Annotated in this window: 11 protein-coding genes; 2 read left to right on the forward strand and 9 right to left on the reverse strand. The window is 58.0% G+C overall.

Annotated elements, in window-relative coordinates; all coding sequences use genetic code 11:
• Nucleotides 1-76: 76 nt before the first annotated feature.
• The 3 genes from ACODS3_RS13560 to ACODS3_RS13570 form a co-directional block, all read right to left on the reverse strand.
• Complete coding sequence (locus ACODS3_RS13560; protein ID WP_025259837.1) at nucleotides 77-439, reverse strand: NUDIX hydrolase; 363 nt, start codon at nucleotides 437-439, stop codon at nucleotides 77-79.
• A 219-nt stretch (nucleotides 440-658) separates the two neighbouring features.
• Entirely contained in the window at nucleotides 659-1,027 is a 369-nt protein-coding gene (locus ACODS3_RS13565) for a hypothetical protein (RefSeq protein WP_201019540.1), read from the reverse strand.
• A gap of 243 nt (nucleotides 1,028-1,270) precedes the next feature.
• Complete coding sequence (locus tag ACODS3_RS13570; RefSeq protein WP_201019541.1) at nucleotides 1,271-2,335, reverse strand: NAD(P)-dependent alcohol dehydrogenase; 1,065 nt, start codon at nucleotides 2,333-2,335, stop codon at nucleotides 1,271-1,273.
• A 260-nt stretch (nucleotides 2,336-2,595) separates the two neighbouring features.
• Between ACODS3_RS13570 and ACODS3_RS13575 the strand changes: the two genes are divergently transcribed.
• Together ACODS3_RS13575 and ACODS3_RS13580 are read left to right on the forward strand one after the other, a co-directional pair.
• Nucleotides 2,596-5,496: a sensor domain-containing phosphodiesterase gene (locus tag ACODS3_RS13575; RefSeq protein ID WP_489034741.1), complete on the forward strand. Its 2,901-nt coding sequence runs from the start codon at nucleotides 2,596-2,598 to the stop codon at nucleotides 5,494-5,496.
• A gap of 141 nt (nucleotides 5,497-5,637) precedes the next feature.
• Complete coding sequence (locus tag ACODS3_RS13580; protein ID WP_201019543.1) at nucleotides 5,638-6,192, forward strand: hypothetical protein; 555 nt, start codon at nucleotides 5,638-5,640, stop codon at nucleotides 6,190-6,192.
• 61 nt (nucleotides 6,193-6,253) lie between these two features.
• Here the strand turns inward: ACODS3_RS13580 and ACODS3_RS13585 are convergent, their stop codons facing one another.
• The 6 genes from ACODS3_RS13585 to ACODS3_RS13610 are packed head-to-tail and all read right to left on the reverse strand — an operon-like array spanning nucleotide 6,254 to nucleotide 13,120.
• The gene (locus ACODS3_RS13585) at nucleotides 6,254-7,192 is read right to left on the reverse strand and encodes a carbohydrate kinase family protein (RefSeq protein ID WP_489034743.1); all 939 of its coding nucleotides are present in this window, start codon (nucleotides 7,190-7,192) and stop codon (nucleotides 6,254-6,256) included.
• A gap of 23 nt (nucleotides 7,193-7,215) precedes the next feature.
• Entirely contained in the window at nucleotides 7,216-8,697 is a 1,482-nt protein-coding gene (gene xylB, locus ACODS3_RS13590) for a xylulokinase (protein ID WP_304574008.1), read from the reverse strand.
• A 9-nt stretch (nucleotides 8,698-8,706) separates the two neighbouring features.
• Complete coding sequence (locus tag ACODS3_RS13595; protein WP_489034745.1) at nucleotides 8,707-10,188, reverse strand: mannitol dehydrogenase family protein; 1,482 nt, start codon at nucleotides 10,186-10,188, stop codon at nucleotides 8,707-8,709.
• Nucleotides 10,189-10,208: 20 nt separating this feature from the next.
• A complete protein-coding gene (locus ACODS3_RS13600; RefSeq protein ID WP_304574010.1) occupies nucleotides 10,209-11,312 on the reverse strand; it encodes an ABC transporter ATP-binding protein in 1,104 nt (367 codons plus the stop codon).
• Nucleotides 11,313-11,343: 31 nt separating this feature from the next.
• The gene (locus ACODS3_RS13605; protein WP_489034747.1) at nucleotides 11,344-12,177 is read right to left on the reverse strand and encodes a carbohydrate ABC transporter permease; all 834 of its coding nucleotides are present in this window, start codon (nucleotides 12,175-12,177) and stop codon (nucleotides 11,344-11,346) included.
• Nucleotides 12,178-12,187: 10 nt separating this feature from the next.
• Nucleotides 12,188-13,120 carry a carbohydrate ABC transporter permease gene (locus tag ACODS3_RS13610; protein ID WP_201019548.1) on the reverse strand — a complete coding sequence of 311 codons (933 nt, stop codon included), beginning with the start codon at nucleotides 13,118-13,120 and terminating at the stop codon, nucleotides 12,188-12,190.
• Between the last annotated feature and the right edge of the window lie 30 nt (nucleotides 13,121-13,150).

Below are 13,150 nucleotides of genomic sequence, written 5' to 3' on the forward strand. Positions count from 1 at the left end.
CCGCTCTGCTGGGCGGTGAAGAAGGGCGATCCGAAAGGGTCGCCCTTTTTTCGTTTGCGCAGATTGAAACCCGACCCTATTTGGGCCGGGCAAACGATTTGACGATGGATTTGGTCGCTGTGCTTGCCTTGAGGTCGCTGATGTTTCCAGTCGCGAGCCATTTGCAGGCGGCAATCTCGTTCCGTGGCGAGGGCTCGCTGGAGGAGGGGATCACGGCTGTGAATATGTGGTGAATGACCCGATCCTTTTCGTATTCATCCACATACATGAGGTCCAGGTTTTCAAGGCCCGTTTCCTCACTCAGTTCGCGCACGGCTGCCTGGGCTGGCGTTTCTCCCGCTTCGATCCTGCCGCCGGGCAATGCCCATTTCGATTTTGGTTTGCGAACGTAGAGGATCTGGTCGTCACGCTTGCAGATGACTGTTGCTCGTTCTTTCATCTTTCCACCTGTTAACGTCCAGTCATTCTTGATATCTGCACGCTTGCCCTGAAACTTGAATCTGTTGAGATAACAGATATCAATGTCATAAAAATGTAATAAAAAGTTAATCTTTCACCAAGCACAATCGGTGCCAGAACGCTTGTTGAAAAAAGAATAGTCGGGGCATAACGAAAGAGCCCGGCGCAGGACCGGGCTCTTGTCAGGCAGTGGGGGCTTTTACATGAAGTCGGACACAGGGATATCCTGCGCCATTTTGCGGTAGGTTTTTTCATCGGTGGCAGCGAGCAGGCTTCTGCCGTCCTTGAACGTTGCTACAAAGGTTATTTCTTTCTCCTCGCTCGCCAGGAGCATGCCAGCGGCAGCTCCCACGGGACCTAGCATCAATGCGCCTGCCAGACCGAATCCGATGGTGTCATCCATTTTCCTGTTTGACGCTTTGCTGGCAATTTCCACTGACTTGATTTCGTTCTGCTTGAAACAGATTCCAGGCCATGGAAAGAGGGGGGTTACAAGAGTAATGGTGCCAGAGCGGTATTCCCCATTACCTTGAAGAAAATCACCCGCTAAAACATTGATCTTAGCCATGTGTGTTTCCCCGTCGTTTCATCCAGCACCTATTGCGCGCCCCATAAAAGGGCGTGTCAACAGCGGGAAGTGATGGATAAGGGCTTTATGATGAATGGTTTGAGGAAGCGTGCAGTTATTTGCAGCAAGATATTTCAATGATGAGGTTTGTTGTTTAAATGCGCTGAATCGAGACTTTTTGTCATATGGCCCTGATGATAAAACAGGCTGCCCGATCCTGTCGGACAGCCTGAATGTCCGCTATCAGGCAGCAGACGCTTCCTGCTTCAGAGTGGCCATGTCGATCACGAAGCGATATTTCACGTCACCCTTGAGCATGCGCTCGTAGGCGTCGTTGATGTCCTGCATGGCGATGATTTCGATATCCGAAACGATGCCGTGCTCGGCGCAGAAATCCAGCATTTCCTGGGTTTCCTGAATGCCGCCTATCAATGAACCGGCCAGGCTGCGGCGCTTGAAGATCAGCCCGAACACGGCCGGTGATGGGTGAGGCTCCGCAGGGGCGCCGACCAGCGTCATGGTGCCGTCACGCTTGAGCAATCCCAGGAAGGCGTCGAGATCGTGAGGTGCAGCGACGGTATTGAGAATGAAGTCCAGGCTGTTGGCCTGTGCTGCCATTTCGGCAGGGTCTTTGGAAACCACGACTTCATCGGCGCCCAGGCGCAGGCCATCTTCACGCTTGTTGGGCGAGGTGGTGAACAGCACCACATGCGCGCCCATGGCGTGGGCAATCTTCACGGCCATATGACCCAGCCCGCCAAGGCCGACGACACCGACCCGTTTTCCTGGCCCGACTTTCCAGTGGCGCAGCGGTGAGTAGGTGGTGATGCCTGCACAGAGCAACGGAGCGACAGCAGCCAGATTGTCGCTGTGGGAGATGCGCAGGACGAATTTCTCCTTGACGACGATATTGTCGGAGTAACCGCCAAAGGTGTTTTCGCCACCAAAGACCGGGCCGTTATAGGTGCCGGTAAAACCGCTCTCACAGTATTGTTCTTCACCTTCAGCGCAGGAGGCGCAGTGTTGGCAACTGTCGACCATGCAGCCGACGCCCGCCAGGTCTCCTAACTTGAAGTTCTTGACGTCGGCACCCACAGCGGTGACCCGGCCAACGATTTCATGGCCCGGCACCGAAGGGTAGAGCGTGTTGTGCCATTCGTTGCGTGCGGTATGCAGGTCCGAGTGGCAGACGCCGCAGTACAGAATATCGATCTGCACATCGTCAGCACCTGGGGTGCGGCGTTCAAAGCGGTAAGGTTTCAGGGTGTCGGACGGTTCTTTTGCGGCGTAGCTGTATGTCTTGACCACTGCGATCACCTTTGGAGTGGGGTTGAAAGAAACCGGAAGCCAGCATAGCTGTTGATCAGGCTTCGAGTATTGCAATGTGACCGGGTTTGACTTGCTGAATGAACCGATAGTGCCGGGCGCCGTCAGCTTTTCTGATGGGCTGAGGCCTTGATACGCTCGGTAATACGTATTTTCTTGTGTTCAATCGCACTTCCTGCTTGCCACCATTGGGGGCTGCCGATGAAGATAGCCGCAGTCAGCTTCAGGATTTGGTGTTTTTCATGCAGGTTCCCCCTTTGTCCCCAGACTTGTACCAGTCCACTGATGACTCTTGTGCTGTATCACCTGCACCTTCAGATGAAGACTCCGTGGAAGCCTTGCTGCGCGAGGCGAGAAGCCGCATGCCCAATGTGGCATGGGCGGCCTACGGTGCCGGGTCACACAAGCGTCTGCTGGGGAGCGGGTGTGTACAGGCTGACTGGCTTGGGGAAATTGCCTGTGACGGTTTCGATGACTTCTGTCGCTCGCGGCAGTTGCATCGCTGGGTCATGGGGATGGGCGAAGCGGCGCTGGGCTGGTTGCTGGCGCCCCTGTCCGAAGCCGATAACCCGCAATTGGCCGATCTGGCCCTGCGATTGGGGTATCTCTTGCAAAGTGCTGCTCTGGTCAGGGCGCAGAATACCCAGCGCGTCCTTTATGAAATCAGTCATCTGGCCAGTTCGACACGGGACCGTAGCACCTTCCTCAAAGGCATCCATAAACAGCTGGCGACTCTGATCGATGCCGAGAACTTCTATCTGGCGCTGTACGACGGCCAGCGAGACAAGATCACTTATCCCTATTACATCGATGTAGCCGACCACGAAGCGCTGGAGCCGGAGAGCTTCGAGTATCTCGACCGCTCACGGCTATCCATGACGGGCTATGTCCTGACCACCGGCCAGCCGATGTTCATTGATGCCATCGCTATCAGGCAGGCTCAGGCTCAGGGGCGCTTTTTCTGCGAGGGGCGTCATCCCGAGTTCTGGATGGGCGCACCGCTCAAGAAGTCATCTGACGAAGTCTTTGGCATGCTGGCCATGCAGGTCTACGACGTCTCGCGGATTTACAGTGTCGAAGACCGTGCGCTGTTTCTGGTGGTTGCCCGGCATGTGGCGATGGCGCTGGACCGGATTCTGCACCGTGCCGATCTGGAGCATACGGTTTTGCTGCGCACCCAGCAGCTTTCGGCCGCCAACGATGCACTCAGGCAGGAAGTGGCGGATCGTGAACGGGCGGAGCACCTGCAGAGTGCGTTGTTCCAGATTACCGAGCTGTCCAGCCAGCCGGGCGATATGGCGGAACTGTTCCACAGCCTGCATATGATCGTCGGCGAGTTGCTGGTGGCGTACAACTTCTATATCGCCCTGTACGACAGTTCTACACAAGAAGTGACCTTCCCGTATTACAGCGATGAGCGACTGGCGACGCCTCCCAGGTCGCGGCGGGGGCAGCGTGGCTTTACCGAATACGTCATCCGCCAGCGCCGTCCTTGCCTGATCGATAAAGAAGATGCTTACAGGCTGGAAAGGGAAGGTGAAATCGAGATTCAGAATGAATCCAATCGTTCGTCATCCTGGTTGGGCATCCCCCTGTTCGAGGGGGACGATGTACGAGGCGTGCTGGCGGTGCAGAGCTATTCGCAGAACGTCAGCTACACCCTGCGCGATCAGGAGTTGCTGACCTTCGTCTCTCGCCATATCGATACGGCCTTGTCCCGGCGTAGCGCTGCCGAGGCGATACATACCGCTAATCTGCGCCTTGAGGCACGGGTTCAGGACCGTACCCGTGAGCTGGATCTGGCCAATGCCCGGCTTCAGCATGAAAACTCCCATGACTCACTCACCAGCCTGCCCAATCGCAGCCAGTTGCAACAGCGCTTGAAAGAAGCCTGGCAGGCTTTCAATAAACATGACCAGCAATTGGTGGTCATGTTTATTGACCTGGACCGGTTCAAGGTCGTCAACGACAGCCTGGGCCATCACTTTGGCGATATCCTGTTGGTCCAGGCGGCTGCGCGGTTGCGCAGTTGTATCCGCGATTGCGATCTGCTTGCGCGTCTGGGGGGCGATGAATTTGCTGTGCTGGGGATCGGTGCGCCGCTGGCTGTCGGGGTCGGGATTGCCGAGCGCATTCTTGAAGCGTTCGACCTGCCGTTCTTTATCAGCGGCCATTCGGTCTTTTCTTCGTGCAGCATCGGTGTGGTCGGGGCTGATCGTCAGTTTCACCAGGAGCCAGCCGATTTGCTGCGTGATGCGGACACGGCTATGTACCGGGCCAAGAATGGTGGGCGTGACAGCTTTGTCGTGTTCAATCAGGAGTTGCGTCGCGAAGTCTCGGACCAGGTCGAGCGCGAAGGCGCATTGCGCAAGGCGCTCAAACATACCAACGAACTGATTCCGTATTTTCAGCCCATCATTTGCGTCAACACCGGCAAGCTGCTGGCGCTTGAAGCCTTGATCCGCTGGCGTCAACCCGATGGTCGGGTCATCGCTCCCGGCAGCTTTCTGCCAGCTCTGGAAGGGTTTCGCCTTATCGGGCGTCTGGACCTTTACATGTTGCAGCGGGTGATTGCCATTCTGGCTGATCCGGCCAATGCTCAATGGCCGCCGGTGCATGTGAACTGCTCCAGTTACAGCATCACCCGTCCCGAGTTCGCCTCCGAAGTACTGGCCTTGCTGGCGGAATACGACGTTGCGCCTTCGCGGCTTTGCCTGGAACTGACCGAAGGCGCGCTGGTGGCAGATCCCGAGCAGGCTCGTCAGTCCATGAAACAATTGGCTGACAGGGGCATGTCGGTGGTACTGGACGATTTCGGCGCGGGCTTCTCATCGCTCAGCTATGTGCATCAGTATCACTTCAGCGGCTTGAAGATCGACAAATCCTTCATTCTGGAGCTGACGACCAGCGCCAGAAGCCGGGCCATTGTGCGCGCTATCGTACGAATGGCCGAGTCGCTGGATCTGACGGTGGTGGCCGAAGGGGTTGAAGACCGCGCTACCCTGGAGCTGCTGCGCGGTATGGGAGCGGGGCAGGCTCAGGGGTATCACTTTGCGATGCCGTTGCCTCTGGAGCAGCTCGACCTGAACAAGGATATCGAGTTGGGCCAGCACTGGAACCAGACCGGCAATGACTTGCCATGACCGGCATTGTCTTTCCTTTCCTGTCAGGCTTTTGGCCGGACCTCTGCAATAAAGTCCTTCTTAATCAGTCGGTTATATTTTTTGAGAGGGCTGGCACTGGTTTTGCTGCGAAAGGGGCGCACCCACCGCAGGAGGTGAAAGATGATTATCAACAACGGCACGCTTGAAGGTCTGGTTTCCAGATTCGTCGGGCGCAAGACAGTGGATGAGGTTTCCCAGAACTCATTCAGTACTGTTGCGGCTGCTGAGAGTCTGGTTCCGGCAGTCACTCCGGTGACCGCCAGGGCAGACAGTTCCGCATCTCAGGACAGTACCAAGAGCAACAATGGGTATGACGAGTCTTTTGCCCGGATGATGTTCAACATCAAGACCCTGGCCGAGAAAACCCTGTCCGAGGCGACTGCCGACAGCGATAACGGTTTTATCGCCTCGACCGGTTCAACCAGTGCAATCAACACGGGTACTCCGACTGGCTCTGTTCAGCAGGAATTCATGGATTACATGAAGCAGTCTGCCGAAGAGAAAATGCGTGAAAAACTCACTGGCGTCAGCAAAGAGGAATACGACGCCATGACGCCTGAAGAGAAACTGGCTCTGGACAAGAAAGTCCAGGAGGCTCTCAAGGAGCAGCAAACCGCTGCCGTTGATGACATCAATGCCAGAATCAACGGCATCAAGGCCGGGATGGTTGCGTAGCGTATCTTTCGCGAATGAATTCGCTCCTACGCGGGTGTAGGAGCGACTTCAGTCGCGAAAATCACGCCAGCTGATGCCGATACGGCAGATCCGGCCCCACCTTGGTACAGGTCAGTGCCGCTGCCCTGACGGCAAAGCCGAGCATTTCATCCAGGGTTTCCCGCGACAGTGATTCCAGGCTTTGCGCGTTGTCCAGTTGGCGTTCGCTGAGGAACGTCAGCAATGCTGCCTGAAAGGTATCTCCTGCGCCCACCGTATCCACGGTCTTGACGCTTTGTGCCGCCACCGACCAGTTTCCGTGTTGCCGGGTAAAAATGCTGGCACCTTCCGAACCCCGAGTCAGGACCACGAACTGGCAGCGCTTGTTCAGCCACTCTTGCGCAATGCTTTGCGGGGTGCTGTCCGGGTAGAGCAGGTGCAGGTCTTCGTCGCTGACCTTGATGATATGCGCGTGCTCGGCAAAGGCGTGGATCCGGGTGCGCCAGCGCTCTATATCCGGCTCCGGATTGAGCCGCACATTCGGGTCCAGGGTGATCAGACGGTTGTTGCTTTCCCGGGCAACCAGCGCCAGCAAGGTATCGGCGACCGGCTGCACAACCAGTGAAAACGAACCGACATGAATGCCGCGCACTTTTTCATCCAGTGTGGGCAAGTGTTCCAGGCGCAGTTGCCGGTCGGCACAGCCTTCGCCCCGGAAACTGTAGGTGGGCGAGCCATTGGCACCGACTGCGACCATGGCCAGGGTCGTAGGCGCTGCAAAGTCGATCAGGTAATTGGGGTTGACCGCTTCCTGCTCCAGCACCGCCCGCAGGCGCTGTCCGAGATAATCGGTGGACAGCCCGGCAAAAAAGGCCGCTTCGACCCCCAGACGGCGTAAACCTATCGCCACGTTGAAGGGGGAGCCACCGGCAATGGCTTCAAGGCCCAGCCGGTTGAGCGAGCCGTTGTCGTCCGCTCGGGTAAAAATGTCAAAAAGCGCTTCGCCGCAGACAAGAAACATAGGTGCTCCGTGAAAGGGCAGGATCAGGCTGCCCGCAATTGATCTTGATAACGTGAATAGACTCGCTCGTAGGCGGCCACGTTCTCCTGGACTGGATGGGTTTCGCTATCTGGATCAAGCCTGACACAACGTTCGCAAAGTGCTTGCAGATCCGCTGTCTGCCCATGCTCGCCAGACCAGCACCAGGCCGCCTGAATCGCCGCACCCAGTGCCGCCGCTTCGGCGTATTCGGTGCAGATGACGGGAGTATCCATGATGTCGGCAATCATCTGTCGCCAGATGGCGCTTTTCGAGCCGCCGCCGATCAAACGGATGGTCTGGCTCTTGATGCCGCTGGCCCGCAGCAGGTCCAGCCCGTAGCGTAACCCGAGGCTGGTCCCTTCAACCACGGCCCTGCACAGATTGGCCTGGGTCAGGTTGGTGCTGTTCAGACCCAGAATGCTGCCGGTGGCATCGGGGAGGGCGGGGACCCGTTCGCCGTTTAGAAACGGCAGCATAAGCACGCCCTCCGCACCAATCGGGGCCTGGGCTATGGCCTGATTGAAGCCGTTGATATCCAGCGCGAACAGCTCGCGAATCGCACTGGTGGCATTGGTCAGGTTCATGGTGCAGATCAATGGCAGCCAGCCATCGGATGAGGAGCAGAAGGTTGCCACCGACGCTTGCTCGCTGACAAATGCCTGATCGGCAAAGGCGTAGATGGTGCCTGACGAACCGAGGCTCATGGTAATCAGGCCCGGCTGGATATTGCCGGTGCCGATGGCTCCCATCATGTTGTCGCCGCCACCGCTGGACACCACCGCTTCGGGATTCAGGCCCAGCCGCCTGGCGACTTCATCCCGAATCGTGCCGACCTTGTGTTGCGCCGGCAGTAGTTCTGGAAGCGCCTTGCCCAGGCGGCCGGTCGGGTCGATATGCGCCAGCAGCGGCAGATCCCATTCCCGGCTGCGAACATTGAAGTAGCCCGTTCCCGACGCATCCCCATAGTCCGTGCAGCAACGCCCGGTCAGCCAGTAATTGAGGTAATCGTGAGGCAGCAGGATCTTGTCGATGCGCCCGAACAGTTCCGGGTGCTGCTCCTTGGTCCACAACAGCTTGGAAACCGTATAGCCCGGTGCAATGACCAGCCCCAGACGTTGCAGCGAACCTTGCTCGCCGCCCAGATAATCCAGCAGACGCTGGTTCTCGGGAGTGGTTTCGGTGTCGCACCACAATTTGGCCGGGCGCAGCACCTGGCCCTGAGCGTCCAGCAGCACCAGACCGTGCTGCTGGCCCGAAACGCCAATGCCCTTGATCTGCTGGCCTGAAATGCCAGCCTGTTTCAGAGCGCTGCGGGTCGCCTGTTCCAGCGCGTCCAGCCACTGCTGCACATCCTGTTCGCGTCGGCCATGGGCGTTGCTGATCAGGCTGTGCGGGGCTGAGCCTTCGCCCAGCACCTGACCGCTATCAGCATCCAGAACGATGGCTTTGGTACCTTGGGTCCCGCAATCGATTCCAAGAAACATGGTTGCCTCTCAAGGGCTGTTGGCCAGTATTTTTTCCAGTGTGCCGCTGACTCCCAAGTCCCGCAGGTTATTGAGGTTCTGCTCAAAGGCTGCGACGAACTCGGCGGAGCGGGGGATTGCCAGACCAAAGATTTCTTCCACGCCCAGCAGCCGCTGAGTCAGCAAAACATCGTCGGCCACCAGCGCCTGACAGAAGTCAGCCCGTGGATCGGGAATCCTGTAGGTCGTGCCGTTCTCGTCCACGCCCTTGAGGTACAAGGCCCAGGCAGCCACCACCAGTGATGCGCGCTCCAGATTGCCCTGATCGAGAATCAGCCGGTTAATGGTCGGAATGGTGAACTTGGGGAATTTCGACGAGCCGTCCGAACACACACGCTCCAGTTGATCGGCAATCGCCTGATTGGAGAAACGCTCGATCAGCGTGTCCTTGTAGCCTTCCAGATCGATGCCTGGCACCGAAGCCAGCTGCGGGGTGACATCCAGGTCCATATAGGCCCGGATATAACGCACGAACAGCGGGTCGTTCATGGTTTCGTGGACGAAGCGGTAACCCTTCAGAAAACCCAGGTAGGTCAATGCAAGGTGGCTGCCGTTGAGCAGCTTGATCTTCATTTCTTCGTAGGGCGTCACGTCGTCGGTGAACTGTACGCCGACCTTTTCCCAGGCCGGGCGGCCATTGACGAACTTGTCTTCCAGCACCCATTGCACGAACGGCTCGCAGACCACTGGCCATGCGTCGTCGATATGCTTTTCATCGGCCAGTTTCAGGCGGTGGGCCGAGCTGGTCATGGGCGTGATGCGGTCGACCATGGCATTGGGGAAGCTGACGTTTTCGGCAATCCAGTCATGCAGGTCGGCATCGCGCAGGGCAGCAAAGGCCAGCAGTGCCTTGCGGGTAACGGCGCCGTTGTGGGGCAGGTTATCGCAGGACATCAGCGTAAAGGCCGGTATGCCCGCAGCACGCCGACGGGCCAGCGCGGCACACAGAAAACCGAATACCGTGCCGGGAGTATTGGGGTGGGTCAGGTCGTGGCGGATCTGCGGCAGGTGCGCCATGAACTGGCCGTTGCTGTCGTCGATGCAATAGCCACCCTCGGTAATGGTCAGGGACACAATGCGGATGTCCGGGCTGGCCAGTTTGTCGATCAAGGCCTGGGGATCTTCCTCGGCCAGCAACATGCCACTGATGGAGGCGATGATCCGGGTTTCAGTGTCTGGCGTGTCACCCAGCTCATACAGGGTGTACAGATAGTCCTGGCCGGCCAGTGCATCGCGCACGGCCTGGTCTTCGGGGCGCAGGCCGACGCCGCAGATGCTCCAGTCCAGACCTTCACCGCTGTTCATCAATGCATCGGTGTAAAACGCCTGATGTGCGCGATGAAATCCACCGACGCCAATATGGGCAATGCCCTGGCGGGTTTCGCTGGCAGAGTAGGCGGGGCGGGCAATATCGGCGCCCAGTTGTGACAGGTTCTGTTTGTTCAGTTTCATGTCAAAGGCTCTCCAATACGTTAGGCAGCGACCGGCAAGGCCTTGGCAATGACCAACCCCTGATCGTCGAACAGATGGCAGTGGGCGCTATCGAGATGCAGGTTCAGGGTTTCGCCGTACTGGCTGGCCAGATCGCCACGGATACGCATGGTCAGCGCTTCGCCCGAACGGGTGCGGACATGGCAATAGGTATCGCTGCCCAGACGCTCGCTGACATCGGCAGTAACCTGCAACTGGCACTCGCCGTTCTGGGCAATGTTCAGATGCTCGGGACGAATGCCCAGCGTGACCGGAGCCCCGACACTCAAGCCGGCACGTCTTACCGGCAGGGTGATGCGTGTACCGGCATCCAGTTCGACTTCGCAGTCCTGGTTGTCGACGCGGCTGATCCGGCCCTTGAGAAAGCCCATTTTCGGCGTGCCGAGAAAACCCGCGACAAACAGGTTGGCCGGATGGTGATACAGCTCCAGTGGCGAGCCCACCTGTTCCACCTTGCCGCCATTGAGCACCACCACCTTGTCGGCCAGAGTCATGGCTTCGACCTGATCGTGGGTGACGTAAATCATCGTTGCCTGTAACTCTTTGTGCAGGCGCGACAGCTCCAGTCGGGTCTGTACCCGTAAAGCAGCGTCGAGGTTGGAAAGCGGTTCGTCGAACAGGAATATTTTCGGGTTGCGCACGATGGCCCGGCCAATGGCGACCCGCTGGCGCTGACCACCTGAAAGCTGCTTGGGTTTACGCTCCAGCAGTGGCCCAAGCTCCAGGATGCGTGCGGCTTCATCCACTTTCTTCTTGATCTCGGCCTTGTCGCCGCCCGCCAGGTCCAGGGCAAAGGACAGATTCTTGCCCACGGTCATGTGCGGGTACAGGGCGTAGGTCTGGAACACCATGGCCAAGTCGCGCTTGGCCGGTGTGACCTGGGTGATCTCGCGGCCATCGAGTTCGATGCTCCCCGAGGTGACTTCCTCAAGCCCGGCAATCAGGCGCAGCAGGGTGGACTTGCCGCAACCCGACGGGCCGACAAAGACCACGAACTCGCGATCCTTCACATCCAGATCGATGCCTTTGATGATCTGATGGCCGTCGAAGCCTTTTTGCAGATTTCTGATACTGAGATTAGCCATGCTTGACTCCGTTTTTATTCTTGAATTCGGGCTATTTGACTGCGCCGAACGACAGGCCGCGGACCAGTTGTTTCTGGCTGATCCAGCCGAAAATCAGGATCGGTGCGCAGGCCAGGGTCGAGACGGCCGAGAGCTTGGCCCAGAACAACCCTTCAGGGCTTGAGTACGAGGCGACGAGTGCTGTGAGCGGCGCGGCGTTGGACGAGGTGAGGTTCAGGGACCAGAAGGCCTCGTTCCAGCACAGGATCAAGGACAGCAGCGCCGTCGAAGCCAGGCCGCCCTTGCAGATCGGCATCAGTACCCGGAATATTTCCTGGCGCGTGCTGGCACCGTCCAGACGCGAGGCTTCGAGGATTTCTCCCGGAATGTCCTTGAAGTAGGTGTAAATCATCCAGACCACGATCGGCAGGTTGATCAGCGTGTAGATGATGATCAGCGCCAGACGCGAATCCAGCAGGCCGAAGGTCTTGGCCAGCAGATAGATCGGCATCAGCACGCCCACCGGCGGCAGCATCTTGGTCGAGAGCATCCACAGCAGTGTGCTCTTGGTGCGCTTGGTCTCGAAGAAGGCCATGGAGTAGGCAGCAGGAATGGCCACCAGCATGCTCAGGATCGTGGCACTGAACGAAATCAGTACCGAGTTCCAGGCAAAGTGGAAGTAATCGCTGCGTTCCTGAATGTGCAGGTAGTTTTCCAGCGTCGGCGTGAAAAACAGTTGCGGCGGCGTCGCGAAGGCGTCGATCTCGGTCTTGAAGCTGGTCAGCACCATCCAGAAGATCGGGAAGAACACCAGTGCGGCGATAAGCCAGGACAAGACCCCGAGCAGCAGGCTTTGCAGGCGGCGTGATTGTTTGAGCGTCATCATGGCAAGGCCCTCATGACTTGTCGGTGAGGTTTTTGCCGATCATCCGGATCAGGATGATCGCCGCGATATTGGCAATGACGACCGCAATCAGGCCGCCAGCCGAGGCCATGCCGACATCGAACTGCAGCAACGCCTGGATGTAGATCAGGTACGCCAGGTTGGTCGAGGCAAAGCCCGGCCCGCCATTGGTGGTGGTGAAGATTTCGGCAAACACCGAGAGCAGGAAAATCGTTTCGATCATCACCACCACGGCAATCGGCCGGGCCAGGTGGGGAAGGGTCAGGTGCCAGAAAATCGCAATCGGCCCGGCGCCATCGAGTCGGGCGGCCTCTTTCTGTTCCTGATCCAGCGACTGCATGGCGGTCATCAGGATCAGGATGGCGAACGGCAGCCATTGCCAGGAGACGATGATAATGATCGACAGCATCGGGTAATGAGCAAACCAGTCGACGGGCTCGGCCCCGAAGAAGCGCCACACGGCGGCCAGTACGCCGGAAACCGGGTGGAAAATCAGGTTCTTCCAGATCAGGGCGCTGACCGTTGGCATGATGAAGAACGGCGAGATCAACAGCACCCGCACGATGCCGCGGCCGAAAAACTCGCTGGCTTCCAACAGGGCGGAAATCAATACACCGAGGATCACACTGATCGCCAGTACGCTGCCCACCAGCAACAAGGTATTACCGGCACCGGGCAGGAAACCGCTGTCGGTGACGAAGTACGTGAAGTTTTCCAGCCCGACGAATTCGTTTTCGCCGGGGCTCAACAGGTTGTAGCGAATCAGCGAGAAATAAATGGTCATGCCCAGAGGCACGATCATCCAGACCAGCAAGAGCGCCACGGAAGGGCTGACCAGAAACCATCCGGGTTTGAACCTTTTGTTTCTGGCCTTGGAGGCATCGCCGGACAAATCCGGGCGAGCAGGAATGGCTGAGGTCTTCATGGGGAACTCCGAACCGGGATTTGCCTGTCA

This window comes from Pseudomonas sp. FG43 (assembly GCF_057809175.1).

Coding starts and splice junctions, on each gene's coding strand:
- ACODS3_RS13560 (WP_025259837.1), bottom strand. CDS start 439: ATGAAAGAACGAGCAACAGTCATCTGCAAGCGTGACGACCAGATCCTC.
- ACODS3_RS13565 (WP_201019540.1), bottom strand. CDS start 1,027: ATGGCTAAGATCAATGTTTTAGCGGGTGATTTTCTTCAAGGTAATGGG.
- ACODS3_RS13575 (WP_489034741.1), top strand. CDS start 2,596: ATGCAGGTTCCCCCTTTGTCCCCAGACTTGTACCAGTCCACTGATGAC.
- ACODS3_RS13580 (WP_201019543.1), top strand. CDS start 5,638: ATGATTATCAACAACGGCACGCTTGAAGGTCTGGTTTCCAGATTCGTC.
- ACODS3_RS13585 (WP_489034743.1), bottom strand. CDS start 7,192: ATGTTTCTTGTCTGCGGCGAAGCGCTTTTTGACATTTTTACCCGAGCG.
- xylB (WP_304574008.1), bottom strand. CDS start 8,697: ATGTTTCTTGGAATCGATTGCGGGACCCAAGGTACCAAAGCCATCGTT.
- ACODS3_RS13595 (WP_489034745.1), bottom strand. CDS start 10,188: ATGAAACTGAACAAACAGAACCTGTCACAACTGGGCGCCGATATTGCC.
- ACODS3_RS13600 (WP_304574010.1), bottom strand. CDS start 11,312: ATGGCTAATCTCAGTATCAGAAATCTGCAAAAAGGCTTCGACGGCCAT.
- ACODS3_RS13605 (WP_489034747.1), bottom strand. CDS start 12,177: ATGATGACGCTCAAACAATCACGCCGCCTGCAAAGCCTGCTGCTCGGG.
- ACODS3_RS13610 (WP_201019548.1), bottom strand. CDS start 13,120: ATGAAGACCTCAGCCATTCCTGCTCGCCCGGATTTGTCCGGCGATGCC.